At 70.5% G+C, this 20,443-nt stretch carries 27 protein-coding genes and 1 pseudogene; 16 read left to right on the top strand and 12 right to left on the bottom strand.

Annotation, left to right across the window (positions count from 1 at the left end):
* Nucleotides 1-28: 28 nt before the first annotated feature.
* Nucleotides 29-181: a hypothetical protein gene (locus tag ABIE44_RS04830; RefSeq protein ID WP_209721378.1), complete on the bottom strand. Its 153-nt coding sequence runs from the start codon at nt 179-181 to the stop codon at nt 29-31.
* A gap of 9 nt (nt 182-190) precedes the next feature.
* The gene (locus ABIE44_RS04825) at nt 191-790 is read right to left on the bottom strand and encodes a TetR/AcrR family transcriptional regulator (protein WP_209721381.1); all 600 of its coding nucleotides are present in this window, start codon (nt 788-790) and stop codon (nt 191-193) included.
* Between the two features lie 48 nt (nt 791-838).
* Between ABIE44_RS04825 and ABIE44_RS04820 the strand changes: the two genes are divergently transcribed.
* Together ABIE44_RS04820 and ABIE44_RS04815 are read left to right on the top strand one after the other, a co-directional pair.
* Nucleotides 839-1,696 carry an oxygenase MpaB family protein gene (locus ABIE44_RS04820; protein WP_209721385.1) on the top strand — a complete coding sequence of 286 codons (858 nt, stop codon included), beginning with the start codon at nt 839-841 and terminating at the stop codon, nt 1,694-1,696.
* A 30-nt stretch (nt 1,697-1,726) separates the two neighbouring features.
* Nucleotides 1,727-2,155: a hypothetical protein gene (locus ABIE44_RS04815; protein ID WP_209721388.1), complete on the top strand. Its 429-nt coding sequence runs from the start codon at nt 1,727-1,729 to the stop codon at nt 2,153-2,155.
* Here the strand turns inward: ABIE44_RS04815 and ABIE44_RS04810 are convergent.
* Nucleotides 2,152-3,432, bottom strand: a complete 1,281-nt coding sequence (locus ABIE44_RS04810; protein ID WP_209721391.1) for an HNH endonuclease signature motif containing protein — start codon at nt 3,430-3,432, stop codon at nt 2,152-2,154. The genes ABIE44_RS04815 and ABIE44_RS04810 overlap by 4 nt on opposite strands.
* Before the next feature lie 75 nt (nt 3,433-3,507).
* On the bottom strand, nt 3,508-3,876 hold the full coding sequence (locus ABIE44_RS04805) for a hypothetical protein (RefSeq protein WP_209721393.1): 369 nt from the start codon (nt 3,874-3,876) through the stop codon (nt 3,508-3,510).
* A gap of 147 nt (nt 3,877-4,023) precedes the next feature.
* Between ABIE44_RS04805 and ychF the strand changes: the two are divergent.
* From ychF to ABIE44_RS04790, 3 genes and pseudogenes are all read left to right on the top strand, one after another.
* Nucleotides 4,024-5,101, top strand: a pseudogene (ychF, locus tag ABIE44_RS04800) (redox-regulated ATPase YchF).
* A gap of 24 nt (nt 5,102-5,125) precedes the next feature.
* Entirely contained in the window at nt 5,126-5,848 is a 723-nt protein-coding gene (locus tag ABIE44_RS04795) for a hypothetical protein (protein ID WP_209721399.1), read from the top strand.
* Between the two features lie 94 nt (nt 5,849-5,942).
* Nucleotides 5,943-7,376 carry a PepSY-associated TM helix domain-containing protein gene (locus ABIE44_RS04790; protein WP_354437863.1) on the top strand — a complete coding sequence of 478 codons (1,434 nt, stop codon included), beginning with the start codon at nt 5,943-5,945 and terminating at the stop codon, nt 7,374-7,376.
* A 59-nt stretch (nt 7,377-7,435) separates the two neighbouring features.
* On the opposite strand, the gene ABIE44_RS04785 is transcribed toward ABIE44_RS04790, so the two are convergent.
* From ABIE44_RS04785 to ABIE44_RS04775, 3 genes are read right to left on the bottom strand one after another with little or no spacing between them, the layout of a single operon-like run.
* Complete coding sequence (locus ABIE44_RS04785; RefSeq protein ID WP_209721405.1) at nt 7,436-8,695, bottom strand: cation:proton antiporter domain-containing protein; 1,260 nt, start codon at nt 8,693-8,695, stop codon at nt 7,436-7,438.
* A gap of 31 nt (nt 8,696-8,726) precedes the next feature.
* Nucleotides 8,727-8,852 carry a hypothetical protein gene (locus ABIE44_RS04780; protein WP_354437862.1) on the bottom strand — a complete coding sequence of 42 codons (126 nt, stop codon included), beginning with the start codon at nt 8,850-8,852 and terminating at the stop codon, nt 8,727-8,729.
* Between the two features lie 21 nt (nt 8,853-8,873).
* Complete coding sequence (locus tag ABIE44_RS04775) at nt 8,874-9,719, bottom strand: DUF72 domain-containing protein (RefSeq protein ID WP_209721408.1); 846 nt, start codon at nt 9,717-9,719, stop codon at nt 8,874-8,876.
* Between the two features lie 41 nt (nt 9,720-9,760).
* Between ABIE44_RS04775 and ABIE44_RS04770 the strand changes: the two genes are divergently transcribed.
* Nucleotides 9,761-10,462 carry an alpha/beta hydrolase gene (locus ABIE44_RS04770; RefSeq protein WP_209721411.1) on the top strand — a complete coding sequence of 234 codons (702 nt, stop codon included), beginning with the start codon at nt 9,761-9,763 and terminating at the stop codon, nt 10,460-10,462.
* Between the two features lie 6 nt (nt 10,463-10,468).
* On the opposite strand, the gene ABIE44_RS04765 is transcribed toward ABIE44_RS04770, so the two are convergent.
* The 3 genes from ABIE44_RS04765 to ABIE44_RS04755 are packed head-to-tail and all read right to left on the bottom strand — an operon-like array spanning nt 10,469 to nt 12,828.
* Nucleotides 10,469-10,909 carry a GAF domain-containing protein gene (locus ABIE44_RS04765; protein ID WP_209721415.1) on the bottom strand — a complete coding sequence of 147 codons (441 nt, stop codon included), beginning with the start codon at nt 10,907-10,909 and terminating at the stop codon, nt 10,469-10,471.
* Complete coding sequence (locus ABIE44_RS04760; RefSeq protein WP_209721417.1) at nt 10,906-12,405, bottom strand: FAD-dependent oxidoreductase; 1,500 nt, start codon at nt 12,403-12,405, stop codon at nt 10,906-10,908. Before ABIE44_RS04760 ends, ABIE44_RS04765 begins: the two co-directional genes overlap by 4 nt.
* A 21-nt stretch (nt 12,406-12,426) precedes the next feature.
* Entirely contained in the window at nt 12,427-12,828 is a 402-nt protein-coding gene (locus ABIE44_RS04755) for an STAS domain-containing protein (protein ID WP_209721420.1), read from the bottom strand.
* A 334-nt stretch (nt 12,829-13,162) separates the two neighbouring features.
* Between ABIE44_RS04755 and ABIE44_RS04750 the strand changes: the two genes are divergently transcribed.
* From ABIE44_RS04750 to ABIE44_RS04720, 7 genes are all read left to right on the top strand, one after another.
* On the top strand, nt 13,163-13,861 hold the full coding sequence (locus ABIE44_RS04750) for an ANTAR domain-containing protein (RefSeq protein ID WP_209721423.1): 699 nt from the start codon (nt 13,163-13,165) through the stop codon (nt 13,859-13,861).
* An 80-nt stretch (nt 13,862-13,941) separates the two neighbouring features.
* Nucleotides 13,942-14,163: a DUF7218 family protein gene (locus tag ABIE44_RS04745; protein ID WP_209721426.1), complete on the top strand. Its 222-nt coding sequence runs from the start codon at nt 13,942-13,944 to the stop codon at nt 14,161-14,163.
* Nucleotides 14,164-14,167: 4 nt separating this feature from the next.
* A complete protein-coding gene (locus tag ABIE44_RS04740) occupies nt 14,168-14,653 on the top strand; it encodes a CinA family protein (protein ID WP_209721428.1) in 486 nt (161 codons plus the stop codon).
* A 38-nt stretch (nt 14,654-14,691) separates the two neighbouring features.
* Nucleotides 14,692-15,873 (top strand): zinc-dependent alcohol dehydrogenase, encoded by a 1,182-nt coding sequence (locus ABIE44_RS04735; RefSeq protein ID WP_209721431.1) that lies wholly within the window; start codon nt 14,692-14,694, stop codon nt 15,871-15,873.
* Nucleotides 15,874-15,949: 76 nt separating this feature from the next.
* Entirely contained in the window at nt 15,950-16,144 is a 195-nt protein-coding gene (locus ABIE44_RS04730) for a hypothetical protein (RefSeq protein WP_209721434.1), read from the top strand.
* Nucleotides 16,141-16,758 (top strand): VOC family protein, encoded by a 618-nt coding sequence (locus ABIE44_RS04725; protein WP_209721438.1) that lies wholly within the window; start codon nt 16,141-16,143, stop codon nt 16,756-16,758. The genes ABIE44_RS04730 and ABIE44_RS04725 overlap by 4 nt, the downstream gene beginning before the upstream one ends.
* On the top strand, nt 16,755-17,129 hold the full coding sequence (locus ABIE44_RS04720; protein ID WP_209721441.1) for a hypothetical protein: 375 nt from the start codon (nt 16,755-16,757) through the stop codon (nt 17,127-17,129). Before ABIE44_RS04725 ends, ABIE44_RS04720 begins: the two co-directional genes overlap by 4 nt.
* A 79-nt stretch (nt 17,130-17,208) precedes the next feature.
* On the opposite strand, the gene ABIE44_RS04715 is transcribed toward ABIE44_RS04720, so the two are convergent.
* A complete protein-coding gene (locus ABIE44_RS04715) occupies nt 17,209-17,481 on the bottom strand; it encodes a DUF4242 domain-containing protein (RefSeq protein ID WP_209721444.1) in 273 nt (90 codons plus the stop codon).
* 103 nt (nt 17,482-17,584) lie between these two features.
* Entirely contained in the window at nt 17,585-19,189 is a 1,605-nt protein-coding gene (locus tag ABIE44_RS04710) for a LuxR C-terminal-related transcriptional regulator (protein WP_209721448.1), read from the bottom strand.
* 60 nt (nt 19,190-19,249) lie between these two features.
* Between ABIE44_RS04710 and rnhA the strand changes: the two genes are divergently transcribed.
* The 3 genes from rnhA to ABIE44_RS04695 are packed head-to-tail and all read left to right on the top strand — an operon-like array spanning nt 19,250 to nt 20,439.
* Nucleotides 19,250-19,717: a ribonuclease HI gene (gene rnhA, locus ABIE44_RS04705; RefSeq protein WP_354437861.1), complete on the top strand. Its 468-nt coding sequence runs from the start codon at nt 19,250-19,252 to the stop codon at nt 19,715-19,717.
* Entirely contained in the window at nt 19,714-20,121 is a 408-nt protein-coding gene (locus ABIE44_RS04700) for a hypothetical protein (protein ID WP_209721452.1), read from the top strand. Before rnhA ends, ABIE44_RS04700 begins: the two co-directional genes overlap by 4 nt.
* A gap of 30 nt (nt 20,122-20,151) precedes the next feature.
* Nucleotides 20,152-20,439, top strand: coding sequence for a DUF1905 domain-containing protein (locus ABIE44_RS04695; RefSeq protein WP_209721455.1), 288 nt, complete (start codon nt 20,152-20,154; stop codon nt 20,437-20,439).
* Nucleotides 20,440-20,443: the final 4 nt, after the last annotated feature.

The following is a 20,443-nucleotide window of genomic DNA, read 5'->3' as shown; positions in this document are numbered from 1 at the left end:
AGGTTATCGGGGCCCGACTGAACGACCGTCAGCTGCGGTGCTTCTGGAGCCTGTTGCGCAGGTCGTTGAGCTCCTCGAGCAGGGCGGGGTTGTCGGCGGACCGGCCGCGGGCCAGTGCAGCGACGAGGTCGTGGACGATGTCGGCCAGCTCGGCCGTCGACTCGCGCTCGGGTTCGTTCATGGGCGAACGCTAGCGACCGAGGATCATCGGCGCGATCACCCTGCGGGCGTATGTCCGCATCCGTTCCTTGCTGTCCAGCCGCGGTGGAGCATCGGGAGTCAGCAGCAGTGACTGCGTCAGTCGCGCGAGCGTCCCGGCGAGGTCGTCGATGTCGTCCACATCGGTGTTCCCGACGTACGCACGCAGGCTCCGGATCCGGTCGGCGACCAGCATCGAGGACAGCGTCAGCGTCTCGCCCGCGTTGAGCGTCAGGCCGAGCAGCGTCTCGTCGCGGTCGATCTCGAGGAGCTGCTGCAGCAGCGGGTTGTCGCGAACCTGGGTGATCGTGACGGTGAGGAAGCGCTCGACGTACGCGACCGGATCGAAGCCGGTCTCACCGGGTGGGGGAACCGGCCCGGTCGCCTTCTCGATGACGGCGAGGACCCGCTGGGTCTCGTGCAGGTAGGTCTGGCGCACGATCTCGTCCTTGGTGCCGACGCGGCGGTACAGCGTCGCCCGGTTGACCCCGGCACTGCGCGCGATGTCGTCCCCGCTGGTCCGCCGTACGCCGGTGCGCAGGAACTGCGCGCGAGCCGCATCCAGGATGCTGTCGACGGAGGTCTCGGTCACGAGGACAACCCTACACAGTGCGACAGATCTTGTTGTACTGTCGCACCCATGACCCTCCTCGAGGATGAGCCGACACCGGCGCCTGCCGCACCCGTCGCGCGGGCCGCCGTGCCCGACACGTCGCAGGCCGACTTCGGTCTGGCCGACTACATCGGCGAAGCGGCGCTGCTCCTCGGCGCCGGTTCCACGGTGATGAACCAGCTCGCCCTGTACGGCGTCGGCAAGGGCGTGGCAGTGCACTCCAACACCCTGGACCGGCCGCTCGACCGGCTGCGCACCACGCTGACCTACGTCTACGTGATGACGTTGGGCACCGAGGAGGAGCGATCGGCCGTTGCCCGGATGGTGAACCGGGCGCATCGCGGTGTGCGCGGCGAGGGCTACAGCGCGCACGACCCGCAGCTGCAGCTCTGGGTCGCCGCGACGCTCGCGCAGAACGGCGAGTTCATCTACGAGAAGACATTCGGCCCGATGAGCGAGGCCACCCGCGAGCGGTCCTACGCCGAGGCCCAGATCTTCGGCAACGCCCTCCAGGTCGCGCCCGAGATGTGGCCGGCGACGCGGGCCGACTTCACGACGTACTGGCAGGACATGCAGGGCGAGTTCAGCTCGGACCCGGAGATCCGGTCCTACGTGAAGGCGCTGCTGAGCACCCGAGGTGCGCCGCTGGTGATGAGGCCCGGCATCGTGCTGCAGAACCTGCTGACCCGGGGCAACCTCGAGCCACACGTGCGCGAGGTGCTCGGGATGTCCTGGTCGCGGCTCGACCAGCGCCTGTACGACGCGTTCTGGGTCTTCTTCCGCGCCGTCTACCCGCGGGTGCCGAAGGTCCTGCGCACCCTGCACGCGCGGCTGGTGGTGCGCGGCATGCGCAAGCGCCTGAAGGAAGGCCGCCGGGTCATCTGACGATGCCCGCTCCTCGGGCATGATCGAGGCATGAACAAGCGCCCCATCCAGGCCATGCTGGTCGTGGCGATCCTGCTCGACATCGTCTACTGGACGCTCTGGTTCGCCGAGCGCGACTGGATCGCGAGCGAGAAGAACCAGGCGTACTACGAGTTCGAGAACGCCTTCCCGCTCGCGGACTTCTGGCTGGGACTCGCCTGCTTGCTCGCGCTCATCACGCTGCAGAGGAACCGGCCGAGTGCGCTGCTCTGGCTGCTGTGCGCGGGCAGCGCAGGGCTGTACCTGTTCGGCATGGACTTCCTCTACGACGTCGAGAACGGCATCTTCACCAAGGGCGGCGGCGGAGCGTTCGAGGCCGTGATCGTCGCGCTGACGCTGTTCTTCTCCGTGACGATCCTGACCTGGGCGTGGCGGCACCGCGGCGAGCTGCTCAGCGGGGATGCGTCGAGCCCGGTCTAGGTCTGCCTGACGATCCGGTACTTGCCGCCGAAGCGCGGCTCCAGGACGAAGCGGTCGTCATGGGCGAACCGGTGGTGGCGCGGGCAGATCATCACGCCGTCCTCGACCGTCGTCGGACCGCCGCTGGCCCAGGACCTCAGGTGGTGGATGTGCGACATCTCGGCTGTCGCATCGCAGCCCTCGACGACGCAGCCCCCGTCCCGGACGCCGATCGCGATCCGCTGCGCGGTGCTGTGGAACCGTCGGCTCCGGCCCAGGTCGAGCGGCTCCGACCGGCCGCCGAGGACCAGCGGGATGATGCCGGCCTCGCACGCCAGTCGGCGGGCCTCCCCGGCGGAGATGCGCTCGCCGTTGTCCAGGGTGGCTGCGCGGGCGCCTCCGAGCAGCGACTCGAGCGTCATCGTGACCACGGCGACAGCCGGAACACCACCTGCGCGCGGCATGCCGGCAGCGGAACGGGTCTCGAGGTACTCCACGAACGCGGCTCCGAGGCGCATCGATCGATCGAGCCGTTCTCCGGTCTCGGGGTCGGTCGGAACGGCACCGTGCACGGCGACCTGGTGCTTCGGTGCGGCGATCGCCGTGAGGTGCTTGGCGAGGATGGACCCGGCGAGCATCGGGATCTTGAAGCGTCCGACCATCGACCCGTTGCCGTCCGAGTGCATCCGGAAGTAAGCCTTCGAAGCAGCCTCGCGCTCTTCGGCCTCCAGGGCTCGGCGTTCGGCCTCTTCGGCGATCTCGGGAGCGATCACGTCGAGGATCCGACGGCCGAGGATCCCGAGCTCCCTGGGGTTGTGGTGCTCGGCGAGGGCGACGAGGTCTTTCTCCGCCCGCGCGCGGGTCTCGGGGTCGACGAGGTCGCGCGGAAGGGCCTCGACCTTCCGCAGGACGGCAGCCGCTTGCTCGACGGAGACCTCGCCGCGCTCGAGTGCATCTCTGGTCGCTGCGTGGACGTCGTCGTCGAGGGTCCGGGCCAGTGCCACGGACCGGTGAGCGGCGGGCTTGTCGGCGCGAGTCACGTTCGCGAACCAGGCTCCCGTGTTGGCGGCCCCGACGCTGTCCCCGATCTGGTGGCGATCGGCCTCCGCGAGCATCGCGAGCCGGACGGCCGCGAGCCTGTTCTCCGCGACCACGAGTCGGGGCAGCAGGTCAGCGAGCTGGCTCGACGTGAGAGTCCATGCGGGAGCGCCGTGGGAGGTGGCCGTCAGCTCCTCGAGACCAAGGACCAGCGACTCCAGCGGGTGCGCCGCGTTGTCGCCGATCAGTCTCGAGGTCATGCATCGAACCTAGGGACACCCACCGACACTTTTGCCCTCAAAACAAGGGGATTGCGTCGATTGCCAGAAAATACTTCAGCCGTCGGTCACGGGCCTGAATCCGGAGCACAGCACCCGTAGGTAGCTGATCCGATCATCGCCACGGTAGTAAGCCTGCTGCTCCGCGGTGTGTGCGCCGTCCGGCGTACTCAGTGCGAACCGGTAGCTGACGTGCCCGGTGTCCTCGACGGGGGCGCCGGCGACCACCTGGGCCTCGGTGATGACGTCCTGCGGTTCGAACCAGCAACCCAGCAGGACATCGATGACCCCGGCGGAAGAGTCCGCCTCCCAGATCCGTTTCGGGGTCAACCCCTTGAAGTCGACGTCGTCGGCCAGCAGCTCCGTCAACGTCGTGGTGTCCTTCGCCGCCAGCGCGTGGGCGAACTGCTCTCCGAGGTCGGTCACGAGCTCGACCCGTCCGTGCTGATCGTTGCCATGACCGCACGCTACTCGCGGCGGGCGATTCTGTAGAGGGCCCGCAGCGCTCGTCGCCCGTCGTCGTCGACTCGGCCTCGTCTCGCACGCTCGACGGCCGCTCGGTAGGCTCCCCGGGTGGCTCTCACTATCGGCATCGTCGGGCTCCCCAACGCGGGCAAGTCCACGCTCTTCAACGCCCTCACCAAGAACAACGTGCTCGCCGCGAACTACCCGTTCGCGACGATCGAGCCGAACGTCGGTGTGGTCGCGGTTCCCGACCCGCGGCTGGACAAGCTCGCCGAGATCTTCGGGTCGGCCAAGGTGCTTCCGGCCACCGTCGAGTTCGTCGACATCGCAGGCATCGTCGCGGGAGCGTCGCAGGGCGAGGGTCTGGGCAACAAGTTCCTCTCCCACATCCGCGAGGCCTCGGCGATCTGCCAGGTGACCCGGGTGTTCCGCGACGAGGACGTCACCCACGTCGACGGCGAGGTCAACCCGGCCCTCGGACATCACCACGATCCAGACCGAGATGATCCTGGCCGACCTGCAGACCGTCGAGAAGGCGATCCCGCGGCTGGAGAAGGAAGCTCGCGGCAAGAAGGAGCTGACTGCGAACCTCGAGGCCGCCAAGGAGGCCCAGGCGCTGCTCGAGGCCGGTACGCCGATCATCTCCTCGAAGCTCGACCTCGACCTGGTCCGCGAGCTGTCGTTGCTCACCGCCAAGCCGTACATCTACGTCTTCAACTGCGACGCCGACGAGCTCGGCGACGACTCCCTGAAGAACGAGATGCGTGCACTCGTCGCGCCGGCCGAGGCGATCTTCCTGGACGCGAAGTTCGAGTCCGAGCTGGTCGAGCTCGGCGACGACGACGAGGCCCGCGAGATGCTCGCCGAGATGGGCATCACCGAGCCGGGCCTCGAGGTGCTGGCCCGGGTCGGCTTTGACACCCTCGGACTGCAGACCTACCTGACCGCCGGCCCCAAGGAGTCTCGCGCCTGGACGGTCAAGAAGGGTGCGACCGCTCCCGAGGCCGCGGGCGTCATCCACACCGACTTCCAGAAGGGCTTCATCAAGGCCGAGATCGTCTCCTTCGACGACCTGGTCGCGACGGGCTCCATGAACGAGGCCAAGTCCGCCGGCAAGGTCCGGATGGAAGGCAAGGACTACGTGATGGCGGACGGCGACGTGGTGGAGTTCAGGTTCAACGTCTGAGCCACCGACCGTCATACTGAGCAGGTGACCATGCGGGCCTCGTCGACGGTGCGCTGGTCCCGCGCGTCCCTGCTCGCTGCGGTCGTCCTCGCCGCCGGTGTCGTTGCGCACTCCTCGGCCGGAGGTCTGCTGCCGGGCGCCGTGCCGATGGTGTTGCTCTACGGCGGTGTCCTGCTCGGGTGTGCTGCGCTGCTCGGGCACGAGGCCTCCGCGCTGCGGCTGGTCGCGATCATGGTCGCCGGGCAGGGCCTAGTCCACACCGCGCTCGCCGCGACGGCCGGCCATCGGGGCGAGGGCAGCGGCATGACCATGCCGAGCACCCCGACCGCACCGGTCGCACCCTGGGACCCGCGTTCCGGGGAGTCCTACGACCAGTGGGCGAGCCACGCGTACGGCGGGCAACAGGGCCAGGGTCTGGCGATCCCGTCGTGGTTGACGCACGCGCTCTCCGACATGGTCGCGCACCCGGGCATGGCGATCGCCCACGTCGCCGCGGCGGGTGTCGTCGGGCTCTGGCTGGCGCTCGGGGAACGTGCCCTCTGGCTCCTGCTCCGGATCGCGCGCAACGGCGTCCAGGAGCTCGCCGCGCGGGCGGGCGACCGGTTCGCCGAGCTCCCGGTCCTCACCCTCGCGACCCTCCGACCGCAGCCGCGACGCGAGTCCTTCCTCGAACAGCTTCCCGCGCTCCCGGTCTGGTCGCGCGGCCCCGTCCGTCGCGGGCCACCCCTGCTTTTCCTCGCTCGCTGAGCCGCCGCGTCCGCGGCCCCTCCGTCGAGCACACGCACACCACCGCACCGGCGACCCGTCGATGCGGCATACCTACGTGCACGAGGAGAACTCCGTGACCACGACATCACTCGACCCTGCAAACCCCGAGGTGCCCGCCCCGCCGGGCACCAAGCAACGACGACCCGCTCCGGCCGGTCTGTTCCGCGCCTTCTGGCGCTGGCACTTCTACGCCTCCTTCCTGGTCATCCCGGTCTTCGCGCTGCTGGCGGCGACCGGGCTGATCTACCTGTTCCGCTTCCAGATCGAGCCGCTGCTGCACGCCGACGTCATGCGGGTCTCCGTACCGGCCGACCAGCGCTACCAGTCGATGTCGACGATGCTGACCGCCGTCGAGGCGAGGTACCCGGACGCAGAGATCGGCCTGGTCCGGGAAGGCCGCGACCCCGACGACGCGTACGCCTTCGCGATCACCCGACCCGACGGATCGACCACCGACGTCTTCGTCGACCCGTGGCGCGCCGAGGTGCTGGGCTCGCTGAACCCCGACACCACCCTGTCCGGATATGCCATCAGGCTGCACGGCGACCTGATGGCCGGTCGGTGGGGTGACGGCCTGATCGAGGTGGCCGCCTGCTGGGCCATCGTGATGGCCCTGACCGGCTACTACCTGTTCGTGTCGGGTCGCAAGGCGCGGCTGAGACGCAAGGCCAAGAAGGTGGCCGGTGCAGCGCTGCGCCACCGGCACGGTCTGATCGGGGCCGTGGCCGGAGTCGGGCTCCTGTTCATGGTGCTCACCGGGCTTCCGTGGACCGGCTTCTGGGGTGCGAAGGTGCAGTCCTTCGCGACCGACCACGGGAGCTCGATGTGGAGCCTCGATCCCGGAGCGCAGTCGAAGCCCGGGTCCGCGCTGGACGAGTCGCTGCCGCACAGCCACGCCGTGGAGGTGCCGTGGGCCCAGGGCGACACGAAGATCCCCGGGTCTGCGCCGGCGGAGGAGGGCGCGTCGGTCGCCACGGTCGACACCGCCGTGGTCGTCGCCGAGAAGGAGGGGCTGAAGCACCCGATGTCGATCGTCCTGCCGACCGGCGACTCCGGGGTCTTCTCGGTGATGGGAGACGCCTTCAGCCATCCGAGTGACGAGCGCACGGTGCACGTCGACCGGTTCTCGGGGAAGGTCCGCGCCGACTACGGCTTCGAGGACTACCCCTTGCTGGCCAAGGCCGTGTCGCAGGGGATCGGCCTGCACGAGGGCCGCAGCCTCGGGCTGGTCAGCTTCTGGGGCGCCGCACTCTTCTGCCTCGCAGTGCTGACGCTCTGCGTCACCGGTCCGCTGATGTGGTGGCGCCGTCGACCGAAGGGGGCGGGCTCGGTGGGAGCGCCTCGGGGCCGGATGCCGCTGAGGTCGACCTGGTGGCTGGTCGGCGGTCTCGTCGTGCTCGGCGTCCTGCTGCCGCTGTTCGGGGTCACGCTGGTCGCGGTGCTCCTGCTCGACCAGCTCGTCCTGCGCCGGGTCCCGGCGTTGCGGGCGGCGTTCGACTCCGCGTGAGAGAGCTTCGGGGCCGGCTCGTCAGGCCGGCCCCGGAGATCCCGGCAGACGCGTGCTTCTCAGGGCTCCAGGGCTCCCACGCGGCGCAGGAGCGGTACGGCGAGTACTCCGTGGACGGCGACCGAGACGATGATCGTGAAGGCCACCGTGGACCACATCCAGTCCGAGCCGAGCCGGGGAGCCTCCCCGGCGGCGTACGCCAGGTAGTAGATCGACCCGATGCCGCGTACGCCGAAGAAGGCCACCGCCCAGCGCTGGCCCCGGTCCAGGCGGGGGTCGCGGCGGAGGGCGAGGACGCCGGCCAGCGGTCGGATGACCAGGATCAGGGAGAGACCGATCGCGACCCCCCGCCAGTCGAGGTGCTCCAGCAGGCCGCGGCTCACCGCGATGCCCAGGACCAGCAGGAGGAAGAGCGTCAGCAGTCGTTCCAGTCGCTCGGTCACCTCGTGCATCGCCGCGTGGTAGTCGTGGGTCCTCTCCGCGGACCGGAAGGTCATGGCGCAGGCGAAGACGGCGAGGAACCCGTAGCCCTGGGCGACCTCGGCGACGCCGTAGGCGAGGACCAGGGCTGCCAGCGCCGTCAGCGACTCGCCGCGCTCCGCGACCCGGAGGGAACGACTGGCCGACCGGAAGGCGATGGTCGCGAGCAGCTTGCCGGTGGCGACGCCGACGGCGACACCGAGAACGACCTTGCCGACCGCGTAGAACCCGACCCACTCGAACCACGCGGACGGCGAGGTCGTGCCCAGAGCGATGAAGACGGCCGCGTAGACGAAGGGGAAGGCAAGGCCGTCGTTCAGCCCGGCTTCGCTGGTCAGCGCGAACCTCAGCTCATCGGTCTCCTCGACCTCGCGGTCGTCCTCCGTCTGCGGTCCGGCGACCTGGACGTCGGAGGCCAGGACCGGGTCCGTGGGTGCCAGGACGGAGCCGAGGAGCAGAGCCGCCGCGGCTCCCAGTCCGAGTGCCGTGCCCAGGGCGAAGACCGCGCCGATCGTGAGCGGCATCGCGATGGCGAGCAGCCTCCACGTCGAGCCCCAGCTGCGCCAGGAACCGCGGTTCAGGCCCAGCGGGCGGTCCAGTGCCAGTCCCACCCCCATCAGGGACACGATGACGGTGAGCTCGGTGACGTGCTCGATCGCGGATCGGTTGGCCGTCGGGTCCAACGGCAACCCGTCGGGGAGCGGGCTGAGACCGAGCGTCATCCCGACGACGATCAGCACCATCGGCGCTGACAGGGCCCACCGGTGCAGGAGGGTCGGCAGCACGATCGTCAGCAGCAAGCCGACGCCGGCAACGACGTAGACGAGATCGGCGTTCACGGGGGTGCGCCGATCCCGGGGACCAGGGTGCTCAGTCGGGAAGTTCCTCGCCGGCACCCGGGGTGTCGCTGGGGCCGGGGTCCTCCGGGTCCCCGCCTGGGATCGGGTCGTCGGTCCCGGCGACCTCGTCCGGGTCGATTCCTGGGGCGGTGCTCATCCGGTTCTCCTTCGATCGTGTTCAGTCCGGGTACCCAGCAGCCAGCACACCAAGCGCGTCCGCGAGGCGCATCGCGTCGTGCGGCGCGTGGCCGTGCGCGTCGTTGTCGAAGTACACGTACACGTCGCGGCCGGCGGAGGCGGCGGACCGACAGCGGTCTGCCCACTGCTCGAGCGTCCGGTCGGCGTACCGGCTCGTGTAGAGCTCGGTGTGGCCGTGCAGGCGGACGTACTCGAACGGCGCGGTGACGACGTCGAGCGCGGGCCAGCGACCAGCGCTGTCGGCGAGCACGCAGCTGACGCCGCGGGCGTGCAGGAGGTCGTAGAACCCGGGGGTCTTGAAGCTCGGGTGCCGGACCTCCACCGCGTGCCGGACCGGCATCGAGGGGTCCGCAGGCTCGAAGAACGGGTCGGCGACCTTGGCGTCGTGCCGTGCCGCCAGCGCCGCCACCCCGCCTGCCGTCGACGGCAGCTGTGCCAGGAACGCGTCGAGCACGTCGGCGTCGTACGTGACCCGCTCGGGGAGCTGCCACAGGAACGGTCCGAGCTTGCGACCCAGGTGCAGGACACCCGAGGCGAAGAAGTTCGCGAGCGCCGTCTCGACATCCCTCAGCCGCTTCAGGTGCGTCACGTAGCGCCCGCCCTTGACGGCGAAGACGAAGTCCTCGGGCGTGGCGTCGTGCCAGCGCCGGTACGACGAAGCCCGCTGGAGGGAGTAGAACGAGCCGTTGAGCTCCACGCTGCTGAAGCGCTCGGCGGCGTAGGTGAGCTCGCGGACATGGGGGAGGCCGACGGGGTAGAAGTCACCCCGCCACCGCGGGTACTGCCACCCCGAGATGCCGATCCGGATCCTGCCCTGGTTGCTCACCCTTCCCGTGTGCCCGCAGGCGTCCGGGGTATCCCTCGGGAGTGAGCACAGCGAAGCTGGTCCCGGTGAAGAAGCCGAGCAAGCAACCGGTCAACCCCGACGGCATCGTGATCGTCGTGCACGGCGGCGCGAGTCGGCGTGGGCAGATGATGGTCAGCCCGACGCAGCTGTCGGTCCTGCGGATGATCCCCCTCGCGCGGCGTCTCGCCCGCGCGGGCAAGGGTCGGTTGGCGGTGTACCGGCTGCTGAACTCCTACCGCGGGTGGGACACCCACCACACGCCGGTCCACGACATCGAGTGGGCGATCTCGCGGGTGGCCGAGCTCCACGGCGTGGATGTCCCGGTCGCGCTGGTCGGGCACTCGCTGGGTGGCAGGGCCGCGATCCTGGCGGCCCGGCTCCCGGCCGTGCGCAGCGTCGTCGCCCTGGCCGCGTTCGTCTACCCGGCGGACGCCGACGGTCTCGGTCTGCGCGACCGATGGATCCTCTTCGTGCACGGCGTGCGTGACCGGATCGCCCCGGTGCAGCGCGCCGAGGCGCTGGCGCAGCGGCTCGCGCGCACGAACGAGGTCGGGTTCCTCGCGATCCGCCGGGGCAAGCACGCCATGCTCGCCGAGCACGGCACCTTCGAGCGGGCAGCGTCCGACTTCGTCACGAGCACCCTGCTGGGCACTTCTCCCGGCACCCGTTCGGGGTCGCTGGTCGCAAGGATCCTCGGTGGGGAGTCCTACGTCCGGACGTGACCGACCTCAGCCGTCGGACAGCGCGGTGATCCGCTGGAAGTTGCGCCCGCCCCGGCCGAAGGCGCGGTGCACCGCTGCCGGGACCTGCTTGCCCGTTACCTGCGTCCAGGTGCACGGGCGCACGTGCACCAGGTCCACTTCGTACGCCGCGGGGTCGGCGTCGTAGGACCACGGCCCCTCGAGGATCCCGCGGTAGGTCCGCTGGTCCTCGGCCCGGGTCCACACCACAGCACCCTCGGGCACGCGGATGAAGCGCCCGAGCAGCTGCGCCTGGTGCTCGCCGTACTGGTGCTCGGTCGCGAGGACCGCGGCGCCGACTTCTGGTGGCACGACCTCGAGGCGGCCGCCGACGCCGCAGAGCCCCAGCGCCAGACCGCGCTCCACGCCGGCGTACCGGTCGACGTCGTCGCGGCGGGACCGCATCGGTGCGCGGAAGTGCGGCGTCATCGTGCCGCCAGCGGGGTGGTGGCGGGGCCCTCCAGGACTGACCCGTCGGGGGAGAACCGTGAACCGTGCAGGGGGCAGTCCCACGACTGCTCGGCGTCGTTCCACTTCAGGACACCGCCCAGGTGGGTGCAGAGCCCGGAGACCGAGCAGGTCCTGCCGTCCACGGTCGAGGTCGCGACCGGGACCGGATTGAGCCCCGACCGACCGACGGCACCCTCTCCTTCCGCGGGTGCCCGCGGCGTCGACCGCGACTCTGCCGAGACCAGACCGGCGGCGAGGGCCAGACCCACCTTGAGGTTGGTCGAGACGATCGTCGCCGCTGCTCGGGGCCGGGTGATCCGTCGGGCCATCGGTGTGGCCCAGGAGGGCTGGTCGCCCAGGATCTCCCCGGTGATCCGGAGTGCCGCCGCGACACCGTTCGTGAGGCCCCACTTGTCGTAGCCGGTCGCGAGGTGGATCCTCCCGAGCCCGCGCGGCAGCGCCCCGACGTAGGGAATGCCGTCGTGGGAGGAGTAGTCCTGCGCGGACCACGCGTGCGTCTCGACCCCTCCCGGGTACCGCGACGTCGCCCACGCGCGCAGCCCGTCGAGGTGACGACGTTCGGACCTGGTCCGTCCCACCGTGTGCCCGTTGCCGCCCACCATGAGCAGCGCCTTCCTAACGGAGTCCGGCCCGTCCGCGCCCGGGACGTCGCGTACCGAGAACGACGGATCGCCGGCGGACAGGAGCATCCCCGGCGGGAGGTCGGTCCCGTCGTACATCAGCACGTACGAGCGACGCGGCTCCAGCTTGGCGAAGTACAGGCCCCGGTCGAGCACCGGGGTGCCGGTGGCGAGGACGACGTCGTCGGCCCGCACCTCGATGCCGTCCGCGGTGCGGACGACGGGGCGTCCGACCTTGGAGACCGACACGACCCGGTCGTTCTCGCGCACGACCCCGCCGTGCCGCGTCAGCTCGGCCAGCAGGGCGGCGAGGACCGGGGCGGGGTCGATCTGGTACTGGTCACGCAGCACCGTCGCGCCGTACGACGGGATGCCGAGGTCGGGCGAGGGGTGCCAGCGCGTGTCGATGCCCAGGCGCTGGCACGCCTGGTGCTCCGCCTCCGCGGCGGACCGCTCCTCCTCGGTCGCGGCGAAGGTGACCGCGTCCCGCTCCTCCAGCGGGACGTCGTGGTCGACGCAGAACCGGGCCAGCCAGTCGCGCCCCTCGGTGGTGCCCTCGACGTACGCGCGAGTCACGTGCTCGGAGGTGGTGCGCAGCATCCGGGAGAGCTTGGTCCCTTGGAGCAGCGAGACCTTGCCGGTCGTCCGCCCGGTCGTGACGTCGCCGATCCGGCGGGCTTCGAGCAGGACGACGCTCCTCCCCGCGCGGGCGAGGAGCAGCGCCGTCGTCAGCCCGGTGAGGCCGCCGCCGAGGACGACGGCGTCAGCCTCCTCGGGAAGGGGGTCGTGCCGGGGAACGGTCGAGGGTGCTGCGTGCTGCCAGTACGAGTCCATACGGTCGTGTACCCAGGTAGGTCACGCCGAAGCAGTGCTCTTCTCCTGCGATGCGGCATCCGCGCGCACCTGGGAGGTGACCTGGTGCGTCAGCGCCTGGTCGACGGTGTCGTAGAGCGCGAACACCTTGTCGAGCCCGGTCAGCCGGAGCACCTTGCGGACGTTCGGGCGCGGCGCGACGACGCGGACCCAACCGCCCCAGGCGGTCACCCGCCGGGAGACGCCGAGCATGGTGCCCAGGGCCATCGAGTCGAGGAACGTGGTGCCGGAGAGGTCGAGCACGACCTGGTTGGTGGTCTCGCTGGTGGCCTCGACGAAGGTCGCGCGGAGCATGTCGACGCTGGAGATGTCGAACTCGCCGACGGGCGCCAGGACGACGCGGCCCTCGAGCTCGGTCCGGATGATGTGCGGGGGGTGGTTCATGAGAAGTCCTTGCGGGGTGGTGCCGCTCCCAGCACCTGATTTGACCGGGAGGTGGCTGGAATCCGAGGAGCGGGAGTCTGAGCCGCGGCGTTCCGGATTCGCTAGCCCCTACGCACCTGATTCCACAGACCACGATGGCGGGAACGCGAGGACCATGCTGCTTGCTACTCCTCCAACGTACACCGGTGCTGCCGACAGAGGTAGCCCGGTGCGCGCCAGCCGGTTCCGGATAGTAGGGTTCGAGCAACGCAGCGGGTCAATCAGTGTGCTCGCGTCACCGTCGGTGGTCCGTTCGCGGCGGCCGGCAGGCATCCCGTCACGGAGCACGCACTCCATGCTCGACCCCTCCATCACGCACGCCCTGGACACCATCGCCCAGGACCTCAAGCGCTCCCGTGACGTCTCCGAGGTGCTCACCTCGATCGTCGCCTCCGCGCGGGAATCCATGTCGGACATCGACCACGTCGGCATCTCCCTCAGCCACCGCGACGGGCACGTCGAGACACTGGCCCGGACCGACGACCTCGTCCTGGAGCTCGACCAGCTGCAGCAGGAGGTCGGTGAAGGACCGCACCGCGATGCCGTTGCGGGCAGCGTCCCGGCGCAGCACGTCCGCGTCGACAACGCCCGGCACGAGCAGCGCTGGCCTCGGTACATCCCTCGAGCCGTCCAGCTGGGTCTGCGGTCGCAGCTCGGCTTCGGACTGGTGGTCGGGCAGGACACCACGGGCAGCCTCAACCTGTACTCGACGAGCGTGGACCGGATCAGCGAGGAGAGCGGCGCCCTGGCCCAGCTGTTCGCCACCCACGCGGCGCTCGCCCTGGGTTGGGTGCGCACCGAGCAGAGCCTCACCGCCGCCCTGGAGACCCGCTCCCTGATCGGCCAGGCCACCGGGATCATGATGGAGCGCTACGACCTCGGTACCGATCATGCCTTCGACTACCTCGTCCGGGTCTCGCAGACGAGCAACACCAAGATGCGCGAGCTCGCGGCTCAGCTCGTGGCGGAGTTCGACACCCGCAAGGCGGAGTGATCCGGCGCGTCGCGCGTCCCAGGCTGGGTAACGAACCGGGAGGGCCGCTGTGGCCCGCGGCGAACCGGAGGTGGTGCACGATGCCGAGCAAGAACGCCAACGTGAAGAACGAGAAGCAGTACGAGGCCCTCAAGGACAAGGGCATGTCCAAGCAGCGCGCGGCCAGGATCGCGAACTCGCCGGACGCGTCGTCGAACGGCGGGAAGAAGAGCCACTCGGGCTCGGGCAACAGCTCGCAGGGTGGCACGCACGCCCAGAAGGTCGAAGCCGGCCGCAAGGGCGGCAAGGCCGCGTCGCACTGAGCCGATGAGTGATCGGGAGGGGCGGCAGGCGGGCGAGGTCGCCGAACTCGCCCTGAGCCGGGAGCTGACCCTCGGGGTCGCGGAGTCGTTGACCGGAGGACGGCTCGCCGCGGCCCTGGCGTCGGCGGAGGACGCCGCGACCTGGTTCCGCGGCGGCGTCGTCGCGTACGTGCCCGCGGTGAAGTTCGAGGTCCTCGGCGTCGAGCCCGGCCCGGTCAACACGGCCTCCTGCGCGCAGCAGATGGCTCGCGGGTGCCTCGACGTGCTCGGCTGCGACCTCTCCCTCGCGGTCACGGGCGTCGGCGGACCGGGCCCTGACGAAGGGGTCCCCGCCGGCACCGTGTTCCTCGCGGTCGCTGGCAGGGACGCCGGCGTCGAGGTCGTCGAGCGCCACTTCGAGGGCGAACCGGCCGACGTGGTCGAGCAAACGGTGAGCGCGGGACTCGAGCTCCTCGTCCGACGGTTGGGGCCGAGGGCCCCGGGTACCTGAGGACGACGGAGGATCCGCAACTCGGGAGGGAAGAGCCCATGAAGGCAGTGACCTGGCAAGGTGTGCGCGACATGAGGGTCGAGGAGGTCCCCGACCCGGGCATCGTCGAACCGACCGACGCCGTCATCCGCGTCACCACCACGGGGCTCTGCGGGTCCGACCTGCACCTCTACGAACCCCTGGCCCCCTTCATGACGCCGGGTGACATCGTCGGCTACGAGCCGATGGGGATCGTCGAGGAGGTGGGCACCGGCGTCCGCGACCTCAAGGTGGGCGACAGGGTCGTCGTTCCGTTCAACGTCAGCTGCGGCAGCTGCTGGACCTGCGACCAGGGCCTGCACAGCCAGTGCGAGACGACCCAGAACCGCGACCAGGGGACGGGTGCCAGCCTGCTGGGCTACAGCAAGCTCTACGGCGCGGTGCCCGGCGGACAGGCGGAGTACCTGCGGGTGCAGTTCGCCGACTTCCTCCCGATCAAGGTCCCCGACGGCCCCTCCGACGACCGGTTCGTCTACCTCTCCGACGTGCTGCCGACCGCCTACCAGGCCGTCCGGTACGCCGAGCTGCCGCAGGACGGGGTCCTGCTGGTGATGGGCGCCGGCCCGATCGGTGACATGGCGGCGCGGATCGCCCTGCACGAGGGACACCGGGTGATCGTCGCCGACCTCGTGCCCGAGCGGCTCGAGCGGGTGCGGGCGCGGGGAGCCGAGACGATCGACATCACCGAGGTCGACGACCTCGGCGAGGAGGTCCGGTCCCGGACCTCGGGACGCGGCGCCGACTCCGTCATCGACGCGGTGGGCATGGAGGCCCACGGCAACCCGGTGGCCGAGAAGGCGATCAAGGCGGTCGGTCTGCTGCCCGACGCAGCCGCGCGCAAGCTGATGACCACGGCGGGCATCGACCGGCTGGCCGCTCTGCACGACTCCATCGACGCCGTACGCCGCGGAGGCACCGTGTCGTTGGTGGGTGTCTACGGAGGCGCCACCGATCCGATGCCGATGCTGCAGCTGTTCGACAAGCAGATCCAGCTGCGGATGGGCCAGGCGAACGTCCGGCGCTGGAGCGACGACCTGCTGCCGCTGGTGACCGACGACGCCGACCCGCTGGGGACCGAGACGTTCGCGACCCACCGGTTGCCGCTCGCGGACGCGCCCGAGGCCTACGCGAAGTTCCGGGCCAAGGAGGACGGCATGGTGAAGGTGGTCTTCACCCCCTGACGGACCGGACGTCCTCCGGTCCCTCCGCCGCCCTCGCCGGTACGCTGGGGCCTCCACGGAGGAGGGGAGCGGGACCATGCACGGTGACGACGAGAGTCCGGTCGCGGCCGACGACTTCCCGGAGTTCGCCTCCCCGCCGCGGCACAAGCCGCACCCCTCCCACGAGCGGAAGCCCCGGGACGCCGAGCGGCCCGTGGGCAACAAGCAGGACGAGGCCGACGACGTGATCGCCCGGATCAAGCGGGAGCGTGCCGAGCGCGAGGGTCGATGACCGTCACCGTCGACGAGCTGCTCGTCGCGGACGCTCCTGAGGCCTGGTCGGTCGCCGGTTTCACCGTCGACGGCGACCTGTGCCGTGTCGGGACCGTGCGGATCCGGCTCGTCGGCCGGGAGCGCGGGCTGGGTCTGGTCGGCTGGTCGCTGCGCGGGGTGCCCGAGGGGACCGCCGACCTGGACGGCGTACCGACCACGGCGTCGTCGCACCCGCCCTCGGTTGCCGAGGAGCACGCGAACGGCGTCACCCAGATCGACCACGTGGTGCTGCTCTCGCCCGACCTGCCGCGCACGGTCGCCGTGCTCGAAGGGCTCGGCGTCCGCGCCCGCCGCGAGCGCGACGGCGAGCTCGGCGGCACGGCGATCCGCCAGGTGTTCTTCCGGCTCGGCGAGGTGATCCTCGAGGTCATCGGTGCTCCGGACTCGGCCGCCACCGGACCGGCCAGCCTGTGGGGCGTGACCTACGTCGTCGCCGACCTCGACGCCACCGTCGAGCTCCTCGGGAAGTCGACCTCGCGGGTCAAGGATGCCGTTCAGCCCGGCCGCCGGATCACCACGCTGCGCCACCGGGACTTCGATATGTCGGTGCGTACCGCTTTGATCACCCCATGAGCCGGGCGACGACGGGGTGGGACTTCGCGGACGCCTGGGTCTTCGCCTCGATCGCCGGCCACCACCGGCCGTGCACGCTGACCGAGCTGATCGGAGCTGCCGACTGGATGAACCACGCCATCCTCCTGGAGGCCGAGCTCGAGGGTGCGCTGGGGAAGCTGGCCGGCGCCGGCCTGGTGCGGGTCTTCGAGGACTGGACCTTCGAGCTGACCGACGACGGGATCAGCCTGTGGACCTCGGGCACCCGCGACATGGCCAAGCAGCTCGAGCTGGTGCAGACCCAGCTCGCCGACCTCGAGCCGGTTCACGTCGAGGTCCGGCTGCCGCGGGGCGTTTTCGCCCGCGCCGTCATCGAGTACCAGGACCGGTAGCGGGGGAGGCCGTTCGGCGAGCTCGTGGGGAGGAGTCCCGAGAAGAGCCCGGGCGCCGACGGCCCCACCCGCCCGGTACTCACTCTCCGGTCGTCGGGTCGATCGTTCCCGCGACCTGGCTCACGACGTTGGCGGGAAAGCCACCGACGCGGGCGTGCTCGCGGACCGCGTCGGCGTCGTCGCCGACGTAGACGCAGTAGATCTTGTCGTCGGTGACGAAGCTCTGCAGCCACTGGGCGCGGCCGCCCATGTCGGCGAGGACAGAGTTCGACTTGACGGCGATGGCGTGCAGCTCGTCCTGGGACAGCTGGCCGGCACCGGGCAGTTCACGTTCGATCACGAACTTCGGCATTGCGGTTTCTCCTTGGTCGGTGGTTCCGGTCGGAACCGATGCCAAGAAGCTAGGACTGCGGGGCGGGTGCCCTCATCGGACGGGAGACCCAACCTGGTGGGGATCAGCTGTGGGTAGAACGACCCACGAGCCCGTGGTCGTAGGCGAACGCCGTCGCGGCCGAGCGGGTGGCGCTGCCGGTCTTCACAAAGATGTTCGAGAGGTGCCGGGCGACCGTCTTGGGGCTGAGGAAGAGCGCCTCGGCGATCTCCTTGTTGCTCATCCCACCGGCGAGCAGCCGGATGACTTCGACCTCGCGTGCGGTCAGACCGGCAGGTGCGGCGTCGTCGCAGGTCGGAGCGACCACGCCGAGCGCGTCGAAGCACGCCTGCGCCGCGGCGGCCTCGCGCTCGGCGGCGTCGTTGTCACCGAGCGCACGGTAGGCCTCGGCGAGGTGCAGCCGGGTGCGGCCCGTCTCGTAGGGGACCTCGAGCTGCTTCCACTCGTTGAAGGCCATCCGCAGCGGCGCGAGCGCCTCGACCGCCCGGCCGCGCGCGAGCAGGAGGGCCCCGTGGCAGCGGTGACCCTCGGCGCGCAAGCCGTCGCTGTCGAACATCTCCGCGACCTCGAGGACCTCGGCCGCCGAGGCCTCCGCGAGGTCGAGGTCGTCGGCGGCCAGCGCGATGTCGACCTGGGCGACATGGCGCGGTGCCTGGTCCAGGCGGCTGCCGTTGCCGGGTGTCAGCGAGATCTTGATCGAGCTCGACGCGTCGTCGACTCGACCCTGCGCAAGACGGAGCAGCGCCATCCCCGGCTGCGGGTCGCGGCCGTAGTCGTGGGCCTGGTGGTAGGCCTGCTCGGCACCCGCGTGGTCCCCCCGCATCCGGCGGACCTCACCGACCTCGTAGTACGCGTCGGCCACCGCGAAGACGTCGATGCCGACCATGTCGACGCAGGCCCCGAGGGCTTCCTCCTCGGCCTTGTCCCAGTCGCCGCGGCTCTGCAGCACCTGCGCGCGGTGCACCCGGCAGATGCCCGGGTACACCGAGGCCAGCGGCAGCGGGTGCGACCAGCGACGGGTGGCCTCGGTCCACTCCGACGCACGGCGCAGGTCACGCAGCTCGTTGCACGCGTCCATCAGGCCGCAGTAGATCGCTCCGGTCCACAGCGGTCCGGGGCCGTCGGACAGCGCCGCGACCATGGCCTCGTCGAGCAGCGCGAGACCCTCGGCGACGCGGGCCTGCTTGATCCGGACGCGACCCTCGAAGTAGACGCCGAGAGCGACGAGGGTGGGGTCGCCGTGGGTGCCGCCGATCTCCTGCATCCGGCGTGCCGACTCCCACGCGGCGTCCAGGTCGGTGCCGGTCAGGCCGGCTGTGTCCAGGTACATGGCGTAGCCGTGGCACGGGCCCTCGGGCTCCTCGGCGAGCAGCCGGTGCGCGGTGCCGACCCAGCCGGCGCTCTGCGCGGCCTCGCCGACCAGGCGGGTGTGGATCGAGAGGTGCACGGCCGTACGGGCGGCGTGCTGGCGCTCCCCGGACTCGAGGTACCCGCGGTAGGCGTCCTGGTAGAGCCGGATCGACTCGTCCATCCGCCCCAGCCACCACGCCGCCTCGGCCTGGTGCTCGACGACCGATGCCGTGCGCTCCTCGAGGTCGCGGTAGGCGTCGTACACCGCGGGCCAGTCTCGGGCGCGGCGGAGTGCCTCGGCTTCGATGCGGGTGGGCAACACGAACCTCCTGAGGGGGATTGTGCACGCGTTTGCTCGTCGATGAGACAGGATTATCCGGTGAGTGACGACGTGGTGACCATCCACACCGACGGCGGATGTACGCCGAACCCAGGCCCCGGAGGCTGGGGGGCCGTGCTGCGCCAGGGCGAGCACGTGCTCGAGCTCTGCGGGGGCGAACCGGGCGAGACCACCAACAACCGGATGGAGCTGACCGCGCCGATCATGGCGCTCGAGGCGCTCAAGCGGCCGGTCGTCGTCCACCTCTACACCGACAGCACCTACGTCCGGAACGGGATCACCACGTGGGTGACCGGCTGGGCGAGGAACGGCTGGAAGACCTCGGGCAAGCAGCCGGTCAAGAACGTCGATCTCTGGCAGCGGCTGCTGGCTGCGTGCGAGGCCCACCAGGTCGAGTGGTTCTGGGTGAAGGGCCACGCCGGCGTCCCGGACAACGAGCTCGCCGACGAGCTGGCCACCCGCGGCATGGCCGAGGCGATGAGCAGTGCTGCGGGCGGAGCGCGGTGAGCGTGGTCCCCAACGAGCTGCTGGCGCGTCTGGTCGGCGCCCGGCTCTACTCCGTCGAGCTCGGTGTCGACCACGTGCAGCTGCGGTTCGAGAACGACGAGAGCTTCCACATGCCGTTCCTCAGCCTGGACTGCATGCCGGTGGTGAGCCGTGACGGGACGGCGTACTGGTCGGCCGACACCGGGTACGCCGACGCGCTGCGGGCTCTGCTCGGCGACGAGGTCACCGCCACGGCGGAGGAGCCCGGACGCGGTTTGCGCGTCGAGCTGGGTGGTGGCTGGATCGGTGTCGACCCTTCGGCGGACGAGCTGGTCGGCGACGAGATCGCGACGCTTGCAGGGTTCGACGACGGGTCGACCCGGGTCTGGCGTCCTGGCGAGGACACGTTCGCCGGACTCTCCTGACTGTCGGTGGGTGCTGTCTAGGGTGGCGGTGTGGACGTCGAGTTCAGCGGTGAGGTCTTCGAGTGGCGGGGTCCGGCTCCCCACCACTTCGTCGCCGTGCCCGACGAGGAGTCCGCGGCGGTCGAGGCGACGGCGGGTGCGGTCAGCTACGGCTGGGGGATGATCCCGGTGACGGTCCGGATCGGCGGCACCTCCTGGACCACGTCGTTGTGGCCGCGCGAGGGCCGGTACGTCGTGCCCCTCAAGCTGGCTGTGCGCAAGGCCGAGGGGATCGATCTCGACGATGTCGTCGAGGTCCGGCTCACGATCGACATCTAGGAGG

Source organism: Marmoricola sp. OAE513 (genome assembly GCF_040546585.1).
Lineage (GTDB): Bacteria > Actinomycetota > Actinomycetes > Propionibacteriales > Nocardioidaceae > Marmoricola.
This window is presented reverse-complemented; position numbering and strand designations above follow the sequence as displayed.